The organism is Phyllobacterium sp. CCNWLW183 (assembly GCF_037203775.1).
In the GTDB taxonomy this organism is placed as follows: Bacteria; Pseudomonadota; Alphaproteobacteria; order Rhizobiales; family Rhizobiaceae; genus Phyllobacterium; species Phyllobacterium ifriqiyense.
The window spans coordinates 1,031,224-1,050,027 of sequence record NZ_JBBCBN010000001.1 but is presented as its reverse complement, the minus strand read 5'-3'; the positions used below and the strand labels follow the sequence as shown (position 1 = coordinate 1,050,027).

General features: G+C 51.7%; 23 protein-coding genes. 10 read left to right on the top strand and 13 right to left on the bottom strand.

Annotation, left to right across the window (positions count from 1 at the left end; translation table 11 throughout):
- Position 1: 1 nt before the first annotated feature.
- Positions 2 to 388, bottom strand: coding sequence for a flagellar export protein FliJ (locus V9K95_RS04995; RefSeq protein WP_115052350.1), 387 nt, complete (start codon positions 386 to 388; stop codon positions 2 to 4).
- A 489-nt stretch (positions 389 to 877) separates the two neighbouring features.
- On the opposite strand from V9K95_RS04995, the gene ctrA reads away from it, so the two are divergent.
- Complete coding sequence (ctrA, locus tag V9K95_RS04990) at positions 878 to 1,579, top strand: response regulator transcription factor CtrA (RefSeq protein ID WP_008124398.1); 702 nt, start codon at positions 878 to 880, stop codon at positions 1,577 to 1,579.
- Positions 1,580 to 1,648: 69 nt separating this feature from the next.
- On the opposite strand, the gene V9K95_RS04985 is transcribed toward ctrA, so the two are convergent.
- From V9K95_RS04985 to chpT, 4 genes are all read right to left on the bottom strand, one after another.
- Positions 1,649 to 2,035, bottom strand: a complete 387-nt coding sequence (locus V9K95_RS04985; protein ID WP_336439676.1) for a cupin domain-containing protein — start codon at positions 2,033 to 2,035, stop codon at positions 1,649 to 1,651.
- 53 nt (positions 2,036 to 2,088) lie between these two features.
- A complete protein-coding gene (locus tag V9K95_RS04980) occupies positions 2,089 to 2,685 on the bottom strand; it encodes a YdeI/OmpD-associated family protein (protein WP_336439677.1) in 597 nt (198 codons plus the stop codon).
- On the bottom strand, positions 2,686 to 3,054 hold the full coding sequence (locus V9K95_RS04975; RefSeq protein WP_336439678.1) for a response regulator: 369 nt from the start codon (positions 3,052 to 3,054) through the stop codon (positions 2,686 to 2,688). It abuts the gene before it with no gap.
- Positions 3,055 to 3,187: 133 nt separating this feature from the next.
- Positions 3,188 to 3,817: a histidine phosphotransferase ChpT gene (gene chpT, locus V9K95_RS04970; RefSeq protein WP_115052354.1), complete on the bottom strand. Its 630-nt coding sequence runs from the start codon at positions 3,815 to 3,817 to the stop codon at positions 3,188 to 3,190.
- A 331-nt stretch (positions 3,818 to 4,148) separates the two neighbouring features.
- On the opposite strand from chpT, the gene V9K95_RS04965 reads away from it, so the two are divergent.
- Both V9K95_RS04965 and V9K95_RS04960 read left to right on the top strand, forming a co-directional pair.
- Entirely contained in the window at positions 4,149 to 4,682 is a 534-nt protein-coding gene (locus tag V9K95_RS04965; protein WP_336440191.1) for a DUF1134 domain-containing protein, read from the top strand.
- A gap of 118 nt (positions 4,683 to 4,800) precedes the next feature.
- Positions 4,801 to 5,850 (top strand): hypothetical protein, encoded by a 1,050-nt coding sequence (locus V9K95_RS04960; protein WP_336439679.1) that lies wholly within the window; start codon positions 4,801 to 4,803, stop codon positions 5,848 to 5,850.
- On the opposite strand, the gene V9K95_RS04955 is transcribed toward V9K95_RS04960, so the two are convergent.
- From V9K95_RS04955 to V9K95_RS04945, 3 genes are all read right to left on the bottom strand, one after another.
- Complete coding sequence (locus V9K95_RS04955; RefSeq protein ID WP_307286199.1) at positions 5,818 to 6,630, bottom strand: TrmH family RNA methyltransferase; 813 nt, start codon at positions 6,628 to 6,630, stop codon at positions 5,818 to 5,820. The genes V9K95_RS04960 and V9K95_RS04955 overlap by 33 nt on opposite strands.
- Before the next feature lie 23 nt (positions 6,631 to 6,653).
- Entirely contained in the window at positions 6,654 to 7,433 is a 780-nt protein-coding gene (locus V9K95_RS04950) for a HugZ family pyridoxamine 5'-phosphate oxidase (protein WP_115052357.1), read from the bottom strand.
- Between the two features lie 95 nt (positions 7,434 to 7,528).
- Positions 7,529 to 7,720 carry a hypothetical protein gene (locus V9K95_RS04945; protein WP_115052358.1) on the bottom strand — a complete coding sequence of 64 codons (192 nt, stop codon included), beginning with the start codon at positions 7,718 to 7,720 and terminating at the stop codon, positions 7,529 to 7,531.
- Positions 7,721 to 7,959: 239 nt separating this feature from the next.
- Here V9K95_RS04945 and V9K95_RS04940 point away from each other — a divergent pair, with 239 nt between their 5' ends.
- Positions 7,960 to 8,886: a cell wall hydrolase gene (locus V9K95_RS04940; protein ID WP_115052359.1), complete on the top strand. Its 927-nt coding sequence runs from the start codon at positions 7,960 to 7,962 to the stop codon at positions 8,884 to 8,886.
- A 56-nt stretch (positions 8,887 to 8,942) separates the two neighbouring features.
- Here the strand turns inward: V9K95_RS04940 and V9K95_RS04935 are convergent, their stop codons facing one another.
- The 5 genes from V9K95_RS04935 to V9K95_RS04915 form a co-directional block, all read right to left on the bottom strand.
- Positions 8,943 to 9,329 carry a DUF930 domain-containing protein gene (locus V9K95_RS04935; RefSeq protein WP_115052360.1) on the bottom strand — a complete coding sequence of 129 codons (387 nt, stop codon included), beginning with the start codon at positions 9,327 to 9,329 and terminating at the stop codon, positions 8,943 to 8,945.
- Positions 9,330 to 9,443: 114 nt separating this feature from the next.
- Positions 9,444 to 10,124 carry a hypothetical protein gene (locus tag V9K95_RS04930; protein ID WP_337345094.1) on the bottom strand — a complete coding sequence of 227 codons (681 nt, stop codon included), beginning with the start codon at positions 10,122 to 10,124 and terminating at the stop codon, positions 9,444 to 9,446.
- Between the two features lie 19 nt (positions 10,125 to 10,143).
- Complete coding sequence (locus V9K95_RS04925; RefSeq protein ID WP_336439681.1) at positions 10,144 to 10,734, bottom strand: protein-S-isoprenylcysteine O-methyltransferase; 591 nt, start codon at positions 10,732 to 10,734, stop codon at positions 10,144 to 10,146.
- Positions 10,731 to 11,927, bottom strand: a complete 1,197-nt coding sequence (locus V9K95_RS04920) for a hypothetical protein (protein WP_336439682.1) — start codon at positions 11,925 to 11,927, stop codon at positions 10,731 to 10,733. Before V9K95_RS04920 ends, V9K95_RS04925 begins: the two co-directional genes overlap by 4 nt.
- 127 nt (positions 11,928 to 12,054) lie before the next feature.
- Positions 12,055 to 12,816, bottom strand: coding sequence for a 3-hydroxyacyl-CoA dehydrogenase (locus V9K95_RS04915; RefSeq protein ID WP_115052364.1), 762 nt, complete (start codon positions 12,814 to 12,816; stop codon positions 12,055 to 12,057).
- 314 nt (positions 12,817 to 13,130) lie between these two features.
- Here V9K95_RS04915 and V9K95_RS04910 point away from each other — a divergent pair, with 314 nt between their 5' ends.
- The 6 genes from V9K95_RS04910 to V9K95_RS04885 all read left to right on the top strand — a co-directional run bounded on the left by V9K95_RS04910 (position 13,131) and on the right by V9K95_RS04885 (position 18,793).
- Positions 13,131 to 14,738: an ABC transporter substrate-binding protein gene (locus V9K95_RS04910; protein WP_336439683.1), complete on the top strand. Its 1,608-nt coding sequence runs from the start codon at positions 13,131 to 13,133 to the stop codon at positions 14,736 to 14,738.
- Between the two features lie 115 nt (positions 14,739 to 14,853).
- Entirely contained in the window at positions 14,854 to 15,858 is a 1,005-nt protein-coding gene (locus tag V9K95_RS04905; protein WP_115052366.1) for an ABC transporter permease subunit, read from the top strand.
- 11 nt (positions 15,859 to 15,869) lie between these two features.
- The gene (locus V9K95_RS04900; RefSeq protein ID WP_115052367.1) at positions 15,870 to 16,781 is read left to right on the top strand and encodes an ABC transporter permease subunit; all 912 of its coding nucleotides are present in this window, start codon (positions 15,870 to 15,872) and stop codon (positions 16,779 to 16,781) included.
- A gap of 2 nt (positions 16,782 to 16,783) precedes the next feature.
- Entirely contained in the window at positions 16,784 to 17,641 is an 858-nt protein-coding gene (locus V9K95_RS04895; protein ID WP_115052368.1) for an ABC transporter ATP-binding protein, read from the top strand.
- Entirely contained in the window at positions 17,638 to 18,471 is an 834-nt protein-coding gene (locus tag V9K95_RS04890; RefSeq protein ID WP_115052369.1) for an ABC transporter ATP-binding protein, read from the top strand. The genes V9K95_RS04895 and V9K95_RS04890 overlap by 4 nt, the downstream gene beginning before the upstream one ends.
- Positions 18,472 to 18,529: 58 nt before the next feature.
- Positions 18,530 to 18,793 carry a hypothetical protein gene (locus V9K95_RS04885; protein ID WP_115053220.1) on the top strand — a complete coding sequence of 88 codons (264 nt, stop codon included), beginning with the start codon at positions 18,530 to 18,532 and terminating at the stop codon, positions 18,791 to 18,793.
- Positions 18,794 to 18,804: the final 11 nt, after the last annotated feature.

Genomic DNA, 18,804 nt, shown 5'->3' with positions numbered 1-18,804 from the left:
GTCAACCGATCATTGCACGGCGGTCGGGCACGACAACTTCTTCGGCTTCTCTTGGCTTGCCATCACGCTGCTCGAGCGCTTCGGCCTTTGCCAATTCTTTTTCCGATTCCACAAGCGCAGCTTCCGCCTCATCTTTCTGATTCTTCAGGTCTCTGATCGATACAAAAAGATTATCGCGACGCTGACGTGCAGCTTTTGCGAAGGTCGGGTAGGCAAAATGCGTTGTGTCGGTGATGCCGGCTTTCGTCTCCTCAGACGTTATCTGTGCGTCTAGTTCGGCAGCCATACGTTCGAATTCACCCATCATCAGGTCGAGTTGGCCGAGTTGGCGGCGCTTCTCCTTAACCTGAAACAGCTTCAATCGTACTAAACCTTCATGCGACTTCATATTTACTACCCCCGTAACGCTTCACCAAAAGCTGGTACTCTGAGTGCTGTGAAACCCTTCCTGGCGCTCATCCAGCCCCATTCGACCCGAATCACTTGGGTAAAATGAAACAAAAACTTAAAGACAGGCCCGCTTGGTAACCTTTCCTTTACGTTCAGCATTAATCATACGCCTTAAGACTTAAAGCTCTGTAAACTGATGCATCAAGTTTTGAAGCGGCAAGTTTATTGAGTCGAATGAATCGCTTAGGTGGAAAACCTGATGCTTTGGCTGATGGTATTTTGGCGGCGAGTTGACCTTATGAATCAATGCAGTGTCTGCGATTTTTAATTTATGAGTCAAAGACACTTGCAAAGCGGAATTAGATTTTGTTAACCATTCGGTGGCAATCTTAACGTTATGGAAACGGCTTGTTTCGCGACCTGACTCGGGATTGCCTGACCTAGGGTTTTGGGCAACCCATTTCAGCGGCGGGAAAAGGGGAATGATATGCGGGTTCTTTTAATCGAAGATGATAGTGCAACGGCCCAGAGCATCGAATTGATGCTCAAGTCGGAAAGCTTCAATGTTTATACGACGGATCTGGGCGAAGAGGGTGTCGATCTCGGCAAGCTCTACGACTATGACATTATCCTCCTCGACCTCAATCTGCCGGACATGTCCGGTTATGAAGTCCTGAGGACCCTGCGTCTGTCGAAGGTAAAAACACCAATCCTTATCCTTTCCGGTATGGCTGGTATTGAGGACAAGGTGCGTGGTCTCGGCTTCGGCGCTGACGACTATATGACCAAGCCATTCCACAAGGATGAGCTGGTTGCTCGTATCCATGCAATCGTGCGCCGCTCAAAGGGCCATGCTCAATCGGTTATCACAACAGGTGATCTGATCGTAAACCTGGATGCAAAGACTGTAGAAGTCACAGGCCAGCGCGTTCACCTGACTGGTAAGGAGTACCAGATGCTGGAGCTTCTTTCGCTCCGCAAGGGTACGACACTTACCAAGGAAATGTTTCTCAACCATCTCTATGGCGGTATGGACGAGCCGGAATTAAAGATCATCGACGTCTTCATCTGCAAGCTGCGCAAGAAGCTCGACAACGCCTCAGGTGGTATCAATTACATCGAAACGGTCTGGGGTCGCGGTTATGTTCTTCGTGAACCGGATGCCGCTGATCTTCGCGAAATCGCCTGATCACTATAATTTAAAAAAGGGGCTCCGCGAAAAGCGGAGCCCTTTTATTTTTGATGCGCGCTCAATCTATTAAATCCAAACGTCATTCTGCGCTGTGCGCTGGCTGTCCAGGTCGCCGGTGTTGAGCACGCCGCGCGGTTCGATCAGCATCAGTTTCACTTCTTTGTCCGCGTAGGGTTTATGCTCTACGCCTTTTGGGACAACATACATCTCGCCCGCTCGCAATGTGACTGCGCCGTCGCGAAAATCGATGCGTAGCTCGCCTTCAAGCACGATGAACGTTTCATCGGTATCTTTATGATCGTGCCAGATAAAATCTCCTTCCAGCCGGGCGATTTTGAACTGGTAATCATTCATTTCAGCAATGACTTTGGGTTGCCACTGTTCGGAAAACAGCTCGAACTTGTGACTGAAGTTGATTGCTTGGCGGGATTGTAATGAAGTGTCATTGCTCATGGTGGAGGCTCTCTGGCTGACGGGACATTATCGTAGCGCGTTTCCGGCGTTGGTCAGATCTTCGCCTTGGACGGATAAATAGTTTCTCCCCGTTCTAACATGTCGACGAATTTTTCAATCCTGCTGGCACGTGTCTTTGCTTGTTTTGCGGTAAATATCCGGTGAAGAATGGCGTAGCGATTGGTTTTGTTGATCCGTTCGAAGAACTCCTTTGCAACCGGATTCAGATCAAGGGCCAATTGGAGGTCGTCCGGGACTTGTGCAGTGCTTGGGGGAGCATAGGCGGCGTCCCATCGGCCATCGGCTTTTGCCCGTTCAACTTCGGCCAATCCTGCTGACGTCATCCTGCCTTGTTCGATCAGCTCGGTGGCTTTTGAGCAGTTGCGTTGAGACCATTTGCTTTGAGCTTTGCGCGGCGTATAGCGCAAAAGCCAGAAATCGTCGTCGAATTTGTCGCTCTGACTGTCGATCCATCCATGACATAATGCGCTATCAATAGACTCCGCATGGGAAATGCTCGCCATACCGGCGTTCTTCTTGGCAAGCTTGAGCCAAAGCCCTTGCGAGGTACGTGGCTGTTCACTCAGCCAAGCTTCAAACTGTGCAGCTGAGTCAAACTGAATTATCGGAAGCTCAGATTTCGCTGGCATTTAGGTTCCAACTTCAATCGGCGGCATGATTTCTGCAAGCGATGCGCGGTTGAACGGTTTCAGCAAGTATCCTGCTGCTCCAGCGCGTTTTGCACGCATGATTCTGGTGATATCCATTTCCGGCAGGCAGAGATAGATTTTCGTGCTGTCGCCGCCAGGCAGTGCTCGAATTGTTTGGATTATTTCTGTTGCGGGCATATCGATGAGCCCGTCATCCAAAATGATCATGTCCGGCATTTCGACACTGCATGCGGCCACGGTCTGGTAACCAGTATCAGCTGTCGTCACAACGACTTTGTGGCTGGAGATCAGACGGCCAGCGACTTTTCGCACCACAGGTGAGCCGTCAACGATCATACAACGCAGCATAAGTTCCCCCGAACCAGACAGCCATCTCAGCGATTCCGGTGGTGAACCTATAGGCCGCCCGTGAATAAACAGGCAAGCGGAATGGTAAATATTGAAATACCGCCGGAGTTACCGGCGGTAACCCGTATGAGACTTAAGCGGCGGTAAAGATAATTTCTTCCGGTGTCGCATGGATGGAAATGGTCATGCCGGATTCTTGCGCCAACAAAAGCGTATAATAAGGTTGAACCGCGTGCGCATCGATTGCTTCTTCAGGAACTTTGCCGCTGTGAAGCTCAAGAAACTTTGGTGGCACACGCAGCATCGGTCCCCGCGAGGTCAGGACAAAGCGCGGTTCGGTTTCCGGCGTCTGCAGGGAAACCGACAAGGTACCACCGCGTGGCAGAGCCGCATTGGCGATCAGGATGAGATTCAGCAGCAACTTAACTTTGTTCTTGGGCAAAAGAACGCGATTGCCCTCCCAGCTCAGTTCCGCTTTTTCGCCCTTCATATATTGTTCCGCAACATTGTGAGCGTCGCCTGTATCGATTTGTACTCCTGCCGATCCGGCAGCACCAAAAGCGATGCGGGCAAATTGCAGACGGGCAGAGGCACTGCGTGCGCTGGACTTGATAAGGTTCATCGCATCTTCGTCTGCGCCACCCTCTTCGAGCAACTCAAGACCGTTGTTTATGGCTCCAACGGGCGAAATAATGTCGTGGCATATCCGGCTGGAAAGGAGCGCTCCAAGGTCAGTTGCCGAAAGGATGACGGGCAATGTCATAAGGGGTCTCCTGAAAATGAGCTTTATGGTTCTAAGTTCCCCGCGAATCAAAGCCGCGAATCACTTGGTTCTCGTGCTCTTCTGGATATAGAGGGCGGTGCGGATGGGCAAGAACGTCATGCAGCAGGATGAAAATGCCTAAAAAATGCAATTTTAACGAGCCATTGAAATGCCAAGATCAATTCATAAACTTTTATACAAGGTTTGCTGTCTTAAATAGGGTTAACGCAAACACAGATTTGCGAATCAGGCGTCGGACAATGAGCGAACACCAAAAGGAATTATTATGGCGTCTCTACTCTTGTCTTTGAATCGTGGCTTTCTCCTTCTCATGACCATGGTGTCATTGTTTTTTGTGCAAGCGCAAGCAGCGCATGCTCAGAATACTTATACGATGGACGAAATCGTCAATTCCGGTCAGAGATTTTTCGGTTCGACCTCTGGCGGTCTGGCGACGGCCGTCGAGAAGGTTTTTCAAAGTTATGGTCTGCCGAATGGCTATGTCCTCGGCGAAGAAGGTTCAGGAGCCATTATCGGCGGTCTGACCTATGGCGAAGGCTCGCTCTATACGAAGAACGCAGGTGACCACAAAACCTTCTGGCAAGGTCCCTCCATCGGTTGGGATTTTGGTGGTCAGGGATCGCGCGTCATGATGCTTGTCTATAATCTTGACGATGTGCAAAGTCTCTATGGACGTTTCGTTGGCGTGGCCGGCTCTGCCTATCTCTTTGCAGGTGTCGGGTTCAATGTTCTTAAGCGCAATCAGGTCTTGCTGGTACCGATCCGGACCGGTGTTGGAGCGCGCCTGGGTGTCAATGTCGGCTATTTGAAGATTACCCCTTCAGCGACGTGGAACCCGTTTTGATTTCTTGAAAACGGCGTTTTGAAAGCCAAGGCGCGGGCAACCCAGTTCGCGCCTTTGTATTTTAAACACCTGACTGATAATAAGATTGTGTCGAGAAGACCTCTGACAGGACCCTATAGTGATCCAGACCGCGCTTTATTTTGCTCTTGGATTTCTGGCTGCCGTATTATTGGCATTGCTGGTAGTTCCGCCAATCTGGCGCCGTGCAACTTACTTAACTCGCAGACGCGTTGAAGCTGAAATACCCCTTACCCTGAATGAAATACAGGCGCAGCATGATGGTTTGCGGGCTGAACACGCACTGGCTAACCGCAAGCTTGAACTTATGCTGGAGAACGCCAAGGAAAAGGCGGGACGGCTGCTTGCGGATGTGAGCGAAAAGGACAGGCTCGCAGCAAAGTTTGCGCAGGAGCTGGAGCAGCGCGAACAACGAATTTCCGAGCTAGAGGCGATATTGGCTTCGGATAGGGAAAACCTCAATAAATTGACAGCAGCAAGCGCGGCACAAGAAAAACTGCTGGAACAGCGTGCGGCGGAATTGGAACTGTTGCATCGCCGGTTGGCTGGTCTTGCGACGAATGCGGATAGTCTCAAGATAGATTTGGCCGCTCAATCGGCCCGTATCGATAATCTTTCTGATGACCTCAAGACCGCACGCAAAGACAAACGAGAAAGCGACGAACAGAAACGTAAGGCTGAAACAGAATTGAAAGCGCTACGCAGCTCGCTTGAGCAGGAAATCAGGCAAAGGTCTGAACTGGATAAACAAGCCAGCGCTCTTTTGCGGCAGCTTACAGATAGTGAAGCCAAACTTGCGCGACGTGAAAAAGATATCGAGCGTGTAAATGAGCGTTTGCGCAAGGTCCTTGCGGCAGAGAGAAAGCAGCCTGCCGTAACGGGCGAGGTGGCCCGGGGCAAACAGGCCTTTGTCCAGGCGCAAGAAGGCGATGTCTTGCGGGACCAGATGAACGATCTGGCTGCGCAAGTTATAGCAATGACTGCGAAGCTTGAGGGCTCAGAGTCGCTGATTAACGACTTGCTGGGTACGAGCAGCAATGGTTCGGAAGTGCGTGATGCGGATGGCAAGATTATTGTAAGTCTTGGCGATCGTATACGCGCGCTTCAGCAGGCCGCGTCACAAGCTGGCAAAGCGGCTGAGCCGCGATAAGGCAATCCCCGATGCGGTTGCAACATTAAGACTGTCGAAATCCGAAGACATGGGGATTCTGGCTGTTTGCAGTTGTTGCAAAAGGGCAGGAGGAAGACCTTCGCCTTCAGTCCCGAGCAAAAGCGCTGTTCTTTGTGCCGGCTGGACAGAGTTAATGCTGGTTAATCCGGAAGGACTGAGGCCAAAAAGTGTAAAGCCGGCATCCTGCAATGTCTCAATGATCGCCTCAATAGGGCCCTGCTGCGCGAAAGGAACCTTGAGTGTTGCCCCGACCGACACTCTTATCGCCTTGCGATAAAGCGGGTCGCAGCTGGTCTCGTCCATTATGACGCAATCTGCTTCAAAGGCTGCCGCGTTGCGGAAAATCGAACCCATATTATCGTGATTGGATATGCCACAGAGCACAACGACCAAAGCCGTTGGGGAAAGCGTATCTATAAGGGCCTGCACGGATAGCGGGTTCATTCGCCTGCCAACAGCCAAGATTCCCCTGTGCATGGGGAAACCCGCAATCGCATCAATCGTTGTGCGAGAGACGCAATAAATCGGCACATCTGCTGGACATAAGCGGATTTGGTCTTTGAGGCCCGCCAACCTGTTTTCAATGATCAGCAGAGATTCAATGGCGAACGACCTGTTGGCCAAGAGCACATTGAGGACGACCTTACCCTCTGCAATAAAGCGCCCCTCACGCCCCACCAGATCACGTTCCCTGACATTTCTATAGGGCGCAAGCCGCTCGTCCTCAGGACCAGCAATGCGGGTAATCCGCTGCTCCAGCCAAACGTCCGGATTAGCGTCGTTCACACCGGGGCCTGTTCCGCTGCTAGACCGGCGCGTGCCTGGCCAGCCATGCGCACCAATGTCATATGCATATCTTTTGCAGATTCCAGCGGCTTTTCAAAAAATATACGAGCCACTTCATCGCCATCCGCAATGTCAAACCCATCCGCATCAATACCTGTTATCCGCCATTTGCCATCCGGTAGCTTGGCATAATAACGGGCATATAAAGCGATCGCTTCAGCATGATCCTCGTTCATGTGATCGACAGCGTTCTTTTCTGCTTCAGCAAGTTCTGGGTTGACAGGGCTTAAGCTCAACCAATCCTTTGCTTCCAGTTGGTAAGCGCGTCCGAAACCACCATTCAATTTGGTATTTTCCGGTTCCAGCCGGAAAAACCGGAAATCGCCAAGGCCGACATAGAGTTTCGATTTGGGCAGGTGTGAAAGGTAGCGCCATTCAATACGGGCGTGTTCAGGAGTGCCTTTGACTATTTCCCGCGCTTTTGCAGAAATTGTCATCCGCGGATAGGCGAGGGGATCTCCCTTGCCAAGTTCACCAACCAAGAGCGAGCATCGCGGGTCGGCCAGCAAAGCAGGCGTATGAGCAGCAAGGGCAGAAACCAGGGTAATTGGAGTGCCGTCATGGTCTGTGGAAATGCCGATACGTGTTGCGATGGGGTTGCCGGTGTTTGGTTCCAGCGTTGCAATGACTGCATGTCGGGCGCTTCGCATCAAACGGCGTATAAGCCGGATCGCGCTGTCATCCATCTCACGCAAAACGTCCATCTTTTCGCTCACGTCATATCCTCAATCAGTCAGGAGCAAGTTTTTGCTCTGGGAATATCTGATTGATAAGAGGTGCAGCGAATTGGGACAAGTCCCGAAGTCTTATATCAGGCGGCGATTGCCTGATTATCATTGATCCCTGCATCTCTCATGCAGTCGGCAAGCAGATCAAGATCGACCGGTCCGATCGTGCAAAGGACTGGCGCGACATCCTCGGCTGCCACCTGCAATGACATCAATTCGCGCAGTGCGTCCATGAGTGATTCGCGCGTATCATATCGTGGTGGAGGAGAACGCATGAGCTTGCCCTTCGGACCTCATTTAGTTGCCCAAGATTAACTCGATAGTGGTAAACAAATTCTTAATTATGCCATTATTAGGATTTTCGTGCTATTGCATTGGATAAAATAAACGCATAATTTCAATTAGATAGATGTTGGATGTCCAGAATTGTATTTTGTTGCCATTGTTTGGCCCCAAATGACATCATTCTGTGCTCAACTTCACCAGCAGGAAAAACAGCGATGAGAATTGCTTCGTGATCGGCGGTAAGTGGAAAATCCACTCTGTAGCGGGAATTGTAACGGCGGCGGCGCTCATCAGCGGTTGCACAACACAGAACGCGCAGACCAGCAAGATCAAGCCGCAAGCGGCAACCTCGCAGACTACATCCGGTAATTACGCCTATACGCCCAAGGACAAAGAATGCCTTGAACGGGCAATGTTCTTTGAGTCCAACCGTTCAAGCCAAGATGGTCTGGTGGCCGTTGGAACAGTGGTTATGAACAGACTTGATGCGGGCAAATGGGGAAACTCCATATGCAGCGTTGTTGGACAGAAGGGACAGTTCGCCCCGGGCGTCTTGTCTCGTCCGATGACGTCATCGGCACTGCCGGACGTTCAGGCTGCGGCAGACGCTGTTCTGAAGGGCAAGCGTAACCCTCAGGTCAAGAACGCAATGTATTTTCACACTGCCGGTTTGCGGTTCCCTTACAAGAACATGCATTACACCGTCGTTGCTGGCGGAAATGCGTTTTACGAAAAGCGCGATCGTTATAATTCGGCAGAAATTGCTTCCAAGGAAGCAAGCCAAGCCATTGCCAATGCATATATTGCAAGCATGAGAACCTCCGGCGCAGGCAATGCTACGCAAGTGGCAAGCGCAGCGACGACCACCTCCACACCGACCTCTGGTCGCGTTGTGGCTACGCAGCAACCCGTACTGGTTGCGCAGGCTGACATCGCTCCACCGCAAATGGCGTTTGCTAGCGAGAAGGTTGCTGTTCCTGTTGATCCGCCTGTTGGGGCCATGGAGCACACATTGCAGGCACAGCAGCAGGCCGCACAGACGACACCAGGCGCCGCTCCGGCTGGAATATTGGCCTATGAGGCTCCGACCAGCAAAAGCGTAGATGCTATTGGTCAAATGCTCCTGGCTCAGGACAGACCTAACGCCTTGAACTAATAAAAAAGCACGCTCCGGCGTGCTTTTTTATTATTGTACCCTGCTACAATAGCTCTTCAGGGTACCAGAAAATGATGGTCCCACTCGTTGTGGGGAACCAACTGCCCAATCGCATACTGAAATGTCAGAATGGTCATATGATCGGGCGATGTCGAGCATGTGTATGACAGGTGATACCATTCGCCCTTACTGCGAAAGGCCGCACCCGTGGAGCGAATCTTGTCGCCGCTGATCTTGGGCTCGGCAAAAGCATAGGCCACCAATTCATCCGGAACCATTTTGGCCGGATCCTTGTGGATACGTTCCATTGCTTCCAGATCACAGCGCTGCTCAAGCCTTGTTTGCGGGTCCAGCCTTTCTAGCTCGTCGGCTGCGCTTTTATCCATTGCTGCGGCTGGAGCGGAAACCGCAATGGCAAGCAGAAAAGCACCAATAATTTTCATCAATTTGCTTTCCGGCGTAATCGCATGGCCCGTTGCGGGTCAAAGTTCTGTGAGATACCGCTGCATTTAAGACGGAATTGTGGAAATCAAAACCATTGGAACATTACAATTTTTTCATGAAGTGGGGGATTTTCGTCCCTTGTCTCCATTCGCTTCTATAAAGGAATAGATATAGGAGAAAGATGGTTGAGCGCGATTTGCCGGCTCAACCAAGCCTGCAACGCTGCCCAGCGAGGCTGCATAATTGTTGCAATTAAAGCCGAACATTCTCCAGAGCGGTGGATTGGCGAGATTGTAACGTACTTTGCCCAGTAATTGTTGATACTGGCTTTCAGTCAATGAAACGCGATAAGCGGCGCCGGTTGAAAAATGGCAGTCCGCATAGCTTGGCTTCAGTTCGGCCGGCATCGGAATGATTGCTCCGCCGTAAAGCCCGATCAAGCTGCCTTTTGGAAACAGCCCATTATACTGGCGTGTTACCGGGTTGCCTTGCGCGTCAAGACGTCCAAAGACCACATAAAGGTGGCCGCTCGGTATTCCCGGCGAAAGACGTTGGCGAAACTCGATATAGGCGGGATCACCGGTCTTGGTGCGATTGGCAGTGAGCTTCACAGCGTTGCCATTGACGCTGCCATGCGCAGCACAGGTCAATTGCGGTATCTCTGCAGCATATGCCGACACATTGCTTGCAGCAGTCGGCTGCGGTGACGATTGACACGCCGCAAGCGACAGTGAGAGCACCAGAACCGGCAGTGTTTTTGCGAGTGACGAACAGGACAGCTTGATTTTACGCACGATGAAAACTTTCAGCCAATCAATAGATGTAGGGCAAGACACGCCAGGTGCGTGCACGATAGACGTCGTATTCTTCTGCAAAGGCTTCACTCATCATCGTTTCCTCTGGACCCACCCGTGAGAAGAACAGATAGCCAAATCCAACAATCCCTGCAAATCCTGCAATATAGTTAGGCAAGAGCAGTGCTTGTGCAATGGCAAGGCACCAGAATGCCGTATACATCGGATGCCTGACGTGTTTGTAGATTCCTGTTGTGATGAGTTTGTGATCCTGTTTCAGTTGCAATGATACTGACCACATTTTTCCGAGCGCTTTATGCGTAAGCCTGAAAAGCACAAGCGCGATTATCCCAACGATGATGCCGAGTGCAAGCAGCATTGGATGCCCAGGATAGGATGCAAATCTCGGGAATCCGGTAACAAGGTATATGCCTGGTATGATGCCAAGTCCCGTCAGCGATATGGCCATCCGCAGGGTATCTGCTCCCGGCCGGCGATCAACGGTGAGCCGGCTTCGGCGAGCGCGGCGATCAAAGGGCCGGCGCAACAAATACCAACCAACGACCAGAAACGCCCACAGAGCCTTTCCAGCTAAAGCAAGGCTTATCATGTAATGGCAGGCCCCACGATCTTGAGGCTGTCCTTGGAACAGAGAGTTTTCTCGCAGGGCAATCCGCCGCGGGCGGCGATATCTGCAAAACGTTGAGGCCCACAAAGAATTGCATGCCAGGAATAATGTGTCCGTTTATCTACACCAAATACGAACTGGCGGTGCACGCGGAAAAAGTCGCGCCGGATTGCCTTGTAAGTCTCGTCGCAAAGCTGGTGTCTGAAACGCACTTGCATAAGAACAGGTGATTTTCCTTTTGCAATATCGAGATCTCTGATCGGATCAGATTTGTAAAAGTTCATTGGGTCAGTCAGCGATTGGGCATCAATCCAGGTCGTATTGCTTTGTGCGACATTGGCCACACAATCTCGCAAGCGTGATGCAGCAGGATGTAGTGCGACTTTGAGCAGGCTGGAGCCCACGGTAAGTAGTCCGTAGCGTCGCGATTTATTGCGCTTCACCGCTTCATCTATAATCGGGAGTGCGCAAATTGCGCCCAAGCTATGGGCGGCAATAATAACCTCGGTATCGCTTGGAGCTTCACTGATCAATGACGCGGCATGACCGACGACTTTTTCCATCTTCGTCATAACGTCTGAGCGCTTTCCGCGTGCCATGTCGCGAGCAAATGTCCAGTCGTCCATGAGCAGCAAAAGATGTAATTTTGCAGCAGAAAACCACAGTAGACATATCCCAGCCAAAAGACTTGTCCCTGCCAAAACAAATGGGCTGTTCGGAAAGGCATCGTCGACCAAGTATCCCATGCCAATAGATGTAATCACAATGGCTGCAAGCACGAGCAGTGGATAAACAAAGAACAGCGCATAGCGCCAGCTTGTCATGATGAAGCGGAAAAATGTGCCACTGACGATAAAGTCGAGCAGTGCAAGCAGTCCGCTCAGCAGGCGGACGACTGGATTTCTGGAGGCGTAAAACAGCGTGATATCGCCAAGCCCGTAAAGCACGAAATCGGTATGAGCCGCCCAGTCATCACCCTTGGCATGCAAACTGAAGCGACCCATGGCAACGCCGTCTTCGACAGCGCTGACAGATAGGGGAGAAGGCTCCGAGACGGTCATGTCGTAAACAGGCGCAGTTTTGCCTGCCTCGCGGACAAAGCGCCGATGGTGAGCCTCTACAGGCATATGCTCAAAGCCTGGCAGTAAAATCACCAGACGCTTGACGATCGTCATCCGCATCCTTTCCTCATCGCTTACCGATGATTGCGATCTACCTTACTTCGCTAACAAGGATTTTAGATGATCAGCGTTAACAGAACGTCGTCAGCGATAAGAAGTTGCAATAATTGGTAATGCAACTTCATTTTGGTGCCATGCGAATAGCTCCGTCAAGCCGGATCGTTTCTCCGTTTAGCATTGGGTTCTCGATAATATGCACAGCGAGCGATGCATACTCCTCTGGCTTACCAAGTCTTGAAGGGAAGGGAATGGATGCTGCAAGTGAATCCTGAACCTCCTGCGGCATTGCCAGCAGCATTGGCGTTGCGAAAATACCAGGAGCGATAGCCATAACGCGAATACCGAAGCGAGCAAGTTCCCGCGCTGCTGGCAGGGTAAGGCCTGCAATGCCGGCCTTGGAAGAGGCGTAGGCAGCCTGTCCGATTTGACCGTCGAATGCAGCGACCGAAGCGGTAGAGATAATCACACCGCGCTCGCCTGTTTCCAAGGGATCAAGCTTGGCGGCTGCATCTCCCACCAAGCGCAGCATATTGAACGAGCCGATAAGATTGACCTCGATCACGCGCCGGTAAAGCTCCAGATCATGCGGGCCATCTCGTCCGACAATACGTCCGGCATTTGCTATGCCAGCGCAATTGACGAGAACACGCGGTGTGCCAAATTTTTCGGTGACCTGACGCACTGCGCCTTCTGCATCGCTTGCACTGGAAACGTTGCAGCCGAGTGCAATGCCGCCGATTTCTTGCGCAACTTTCTGGGCAGCATCCAAATTAATGTCGAAAAGTGCCACCTTGGCGCCCTTTTCCGCAAAAAGCCGGGCCGTCGCTGCTCCAAGTCCAGATCCCCCGCCTGTTACAATAGCGGTATGTCCTTCAAGATTCATAATTTGCTCCCTTCCAGTGCAACGATTTCCTCAGCCGCTTACCATGGCAAGTGTGACGCCGATAGTCGCGCACTTTGCTCATGTACGTAACTATGTGCCTTTGACTGTCAGAAATGTGAATGGACGGTTTTGTAGTGAAATTCACTATTTTTGCATTTATGTGGTCGAGTTTCCCCAGAATCGTGGATTATGGTTCTCCGGATGGGTTGACTGCGAATAAATCTGCTTGCATTGCGACATGGCAAAGGCTTCCATGCAGCTTCGGTTGCAGGCAAGGGGGCCGGCAACAAAAAAACCTCTGAAGGTGGAAAAACATGAAGACCTACAATAAACTCATTGCGGCGACAGCGCTTGCAATGTTGACGGGTGGGCTGATGGCAGGTGGAGCCGCAGCTAAAACTTTCGTTTATTGCTCGGAAGCATCGCCGGAAGGCTTTGATCCCGGCCTCTATACGGGCGGTAACACCTATGATGCTTCGGCGCATACGGTTTATAATCGCCTTTTGGAATTCAAGGCTGGTACGACAGAAACCCAACCAGGTCTGGCCGAAAGCTGGACAATTTCTGATGATGGTTTGCAGTACACGTTCAAGATTCGTCCGGGCGTAAAGTTCCAGACTACAGAATTCTTCACGCCGACACGTGAACTCAACGCTGACGACGTGATTTTCTCCTATGAGCGCCAGTGGAAAGAAGACAGTCCCTGGAACAAGTATGTAACAGGTACTTCGTGGGAATATTTTGCCGGCATGGGCTTCCCTGAGCTCCTGCAGTCGATTGAAAAAGTCGACGACATGACAGTGAAGTTCACACTGAAGCGCAAAGAGGCTCCGTTCCTCGCAAACGTTGCAATGCCATTCGCTTCGATCATGTCGAAGGAATATGCCGACAAGCTCCAGGCTGAAGGCAAGATGAACCAGCTGAACCAGATGCCTCTCGGCACCGGTCCTTTCTCGTTTGTCGCCTACCAGCAGGATGCCGTTATCCGTTTCAAGGCAAATCCTGACTACTGGAATGGCAAGCAGAAGATCGACGATCTGGTTTTCGCCATCACGACCGATGCTTCGGTTCGCTATCAGAAGCTCAAGGCTGGTGAATGCCATTTGATGCCTTATCCAAACCCAAGCGATGTGGCCGCGATGAAAGCGGATCCAGAGTTGAAGGTGATGGAGCAGGAAGGCTTGAACGTTGCCTACCTCGCGTACAACACGCTGATTGCACCGTTCGACAAGGTTGAAGTACGCCACGCGCTCAACATGGCCATCAATAAGAAGGCAATCGTTGACGGCGTATTCCAGGGTCTGGCAACACCTGCCAAAAACCCGATCCCACCGACAATGTGGTCCTATAATGACGCCATTGAGGACGACAAGTACGATCCTGAAGCAGCCAAGAAAATGCTTGCAGATGCCGGTGTAAAGGATCTTTCCATGAAGATCTGGGCGATGCCAGTTTCACGCCCTTATATGCTCAACGCTCGCCGCGCTGCGGAATTGATGCAGTCTGATCTTGCAAAGATCGGCGTCAAGGCCGAGATCGTGTCTTATGAGTGGGCCGAATATTTGAACAAGTCCAAGGCAAAAGACCGCGACGGTGCTGCTATTCTCGGCTGGACCGGTGACAATGGCGATCCAGACAACTTCCTTGATACATTGCTTGGTTGCGAAGCCGTCGGCGGCAACAATCGTGCGCAATGGTGCAACAAGGAATTTGATGCCCTGGTGAAGAAAGCCAAGGTTACAACAGACGTTGCAGAGCGCACAAAGCTCTATGAAGAGGCGCAGGTCGTGTTCAAAAAGGAAGCTCCTTGGAATACGCTTGACCACTCTCTGTCGATCGTACCGATGCGCAAGGGTGTTGAAGGCTTCCATCAGAGCCCGCTTGGTGACTTCGCCTTCGACGGCGTAGACATCACCGAGTAAGAGCTGAAAACTTGTAGGAAGGGCGTCCGTCAGGCGGGCGCCCTTTTTTCTTCCGAGCAAAAATGCGTTAAGGCAGCCGGAAGCACCGCCACCGATTGTGGCTGGAAGGTTCGATATGTTCAGATTTATTATGGGACGCGTGGCGGTTATGGCCCTGACTTTTGTCGGTGTATCCATCATCGCTTTTTCCTTTATTCGCATGCTTCCGGGCGATCCGGTTGCGTTGCTTTCAGGCGAACGTGTCATGTCGCCAGAACGTCATGCAGCTATTTCGCGCGATCTTGGCTTCGACCAGCCGATCATCGTTCAATATTTCGACTATCTTCGGGGTATTCTGCACGGTGATTTCGGGACATCGATTGTAACCAAGCAGCCGGTTGTCGAACAGTTTTTCAATCTGTTTCCAGCAACGCTTGAGCTTTCAATTTGCGCAATTCTTTTTGCGGTTTTGCTTGGCATTCCAGCTGGTGTTTTCGCAGCGATCAAGCGCGGTTCCTTTCTCGATCAGTCAATCATGGGAACTGCCCTGATAGGCTTCTCGATGCCCATCTTCTGGTGGGGTCTGCTGCTGATCATGCTCGTATCCAACACATTGCACTGGACGCCTGTATCTGGCCGCATCTCACTGATGTTCTTTTTCCCGCCAGTGACCGGATTCATGCTGATCGATTCACTGATTTCTGGACAGTCAGGTGCTTTCAAATCAGCCGTCAGCCACTTGATCCTGCCAACGATTGTGCTCGGCACTATTCCGCTGGCGGTTATCGCGCGTCAAACGCGTTCCGCAATGCTCGAAGTATTGTCCGAGGATTATGTGCGCACCGCTCGTGCCAAAGGCCTGGCTCCATTGCGCGTTATCGGTATTCACGCGCTGCGAAATGCCATGATCCCGGTTGTTACAACCATCGGTCTCCAAGTTGGCGTCATGCTGGCCGGAGCAATCCTGACAGAGACGATTTTCTCTTGGCCGGGTATCGGAAAATGGTTGGTCGATTCCGTCAGCCGCCGCGACTATGCGGTAATTCAGGGCGCTTTGCTCATCATCGCCGCCACCATCATGTTGGTCAATCTCGCTGTCGACTTGCTCTACGGCCTGATCAATCCGCGCATTCGACATTGAGGGGATAGATCATGGCCCAGACAAATATTCAAAGTGGAACCTCCACCGATTCATCTCTCCGACGGCAGCTTGCCGAGTTTTGGTATTATTTCTCGGAAAATCGTGGTGCCGTCATCGGCCTGGCAGTTTTCATATTGCTGATTATAACGGCTATTTTTGCACCATGGATTGCCCCGCACGGCCCGGCAGATCAGTACCGCGATGCTGTACTCCTGCCACCAATCTTCCAGGAAGGCGGACGTGCAGGCTATCTGCTTGGAACAGATGCCGTTGGTCGAGATATTCTCTCGCGTCTGATTTACGGCGCGCGCTATTCACTGTTTATCGGCATTGTCGTCACCTGTATCGCGCTTGTCGGCGGTATTTTTCTAGGTGTTATCGCTGGCTATTTCCGCGGTTGGGTCGATACAGTTATTATGCGCCTGATGGATGTCATCCTGGCCTTTCCATCATTGTTGCTTGCTCTGGTTCTGGTAGCAATTATCGGGCCGGGATTGACCGGGGCAATGATCTCCATCGCGCTGGTGTATCAACCGCATTTCGTGCGTTTGACCCGCGCTGCGGTGATGGCCGAAAAGACGCGTGATTATGTGGTGGCCGCAAAGGTTGCCGGTGCTGGTCCGCTGCGGTTAATGTTCAAGACGATCCTGCCTAACTGCATGGCACCGCTGATTGTTCAGGCGACGCTCTCATTTTCCAATGCGATTCTTGACGCTGCAGCACTGGGCTTCCTGGGTTACGGTGCTCAGCCACCGGCATCGGAATGGGGAACAATGCTGGCTGATGCACGTGAATTTATCGCAAGCGGTCAATGGTGGGTGGTAACGCTGCCCGGTCTCGCAATTCTGATTACAGTGCTTGCTATCAATCTCGTCGGTGACGGATTGCGCGATGCGCTTGATCCAAAACTGAAGAGGAGCTGAATATGAGCAAGCTACTCGAAATCAAAAATCTTTCTGTCGGGTTCGATACTAGCAATGGCATGTTTATGGCCGTCCAAGGCATTGATTTATCGGTCGAAGCTCGCGAAGTCCTGGCAATTGTCGGTGAATCCGGTTCTGGAAAATCCGTTGCGATGCTGGCTGTTATGGGGCTACTGCCCAAATCAGCAACAGTGACTGCCGATAGCATGACATTTGATGGTCACGACATGCTGACAATGACGAGCAAACGTCGGCGTGAAATCATCGGGCGCGACGTTGCGATGATCTTTCAAGAGCCTATGGCGAGCCTTAATCCGTGTTTCACTGTTGGATTCCAGCTGGAAGAAGTTCTGCGGGTTCATATGAAACTCGACAAAAAGGCAAGGCGAGCCCGTGCCATAGAGCTCTTTAAACAGGTCGGTATCCCGACCCCGGAAGAGCGGCTCAACTCTTATCCGCATCAGATGTCGGGCGGGCAGTGCCAGCGCGTCATGATCGCTATCGCGATTGCGTGCAATCCAAAGCTGCTGATCGCAGATGAGCCAACGACCGCGCTTGACGTTACCATCCAAAAGCAAATTCTCGATTTGCTTGTTCGTCTTCAAGCCGAGCATGGCATGGGATTGATTATGATCACGCATGATATGGGCGTAGTGGCTGAAACTGCTGATCGTGTAATCGTTCAGTATAAGGGCACCAAGATGGAAGAGGCCGATGTGCTGACGCTTTTTGAGGCGCCCAAGAGCCCATATACCCGCGCATTGCTTTCCGCTCTTCCCGAAAATGCGACCGGCGATCGACTTTCGACCGTGGCTGATTTCATGAAAAACGAAGCAGCCAATGCAGGAGCTGCATCATGAGCGAGATTGTACTCGAAGGCCGCAATATCGTACGCGAGTATCACGTTGGCGGTGGCCTGTTTGGAAAGGCAAAGACTGTTCAGGCTGTAAAGGGCGTGAACTTCACTGTTGAGAAGGGCAAGACGCTTGCAATAGTGGGCGAAAGCGGATGCGGAAAATCGACACTTGGTCGTATTCTGACGCTGATCGATCCGCAGACATCTGGCGAATTGCTCATTGACGGCAAGCCTATCAATATTGCCAAAGACAAGGTGACGACCGAAATGCGCCGCAAGGTGCAGATCATTTTTCAGAATCCTTATGGTTCGCTGAATCCACGTCAGAAGATTGGTGAAGTTCTAGGCGAACCATTGCTGCTGAATACCAAGAAGACCGCTGCAGAGCGGCGCGAACTTGCCATGCAGATGCTGGTAAAAGTAGGCCTTGGCCCTGAACACTATAATCGCTACCCGCATATGTTCTCCGGCGGCCAGCGTCAGCGTATCGCCATAGCGCGCGCACTGATGTTGAGCCCAAGCCTGCTTGTTCTGGACGAGCCGGTTTCTGCGCTCGATCTTTCGGTGCAGGCGCAGGTTCTCAATCTACTTGCGGATCTGCAGGATGAGTTCAACTTGACTTATGTTTTCATCAGTCATGATCTGTCGGTGGTTCGTTATATCGCCGATGACGTTATGGTCATGTATTATGGTGAGGTGGTTGAATACGGTACGCGCGACGAGGTGTTTTCAAACCCGCAACACAGCTATACCAAGACGCTGTTTGCGGCGACGCCGAAATCTGACGTGGAGAGCATCCGAGCGCGTATTGCAAAGAAAAAAGCTGCTGCTTGAGTGAAGCCCGATTTGCAATCGGGCATTTACTCATTGAGCTTCAACAGGAGGAATGTCCGTGAGCAAAAAGCAGTCGATTTCATCTGCCCCGACAGATGGCAGCAAGGTGCAGATTTTCTGGACAGATGAAGATGGGCAGGAAAACCAATCCATCGGGCAGTATCGTTCGTTGGATCGCCTCAAAGTTACCGGCGGTCAGTGGGATGAGACCGATGCCGGATGGTGGGTATTTACCGATTCCAGCACGCAGAAAAAGGTAACGCCAACGGGATGGATGCCTGCTGGCAAATCGGATGAGTCCGAAGAAAACGAAGAAGAATAGCAAGAGCGGCG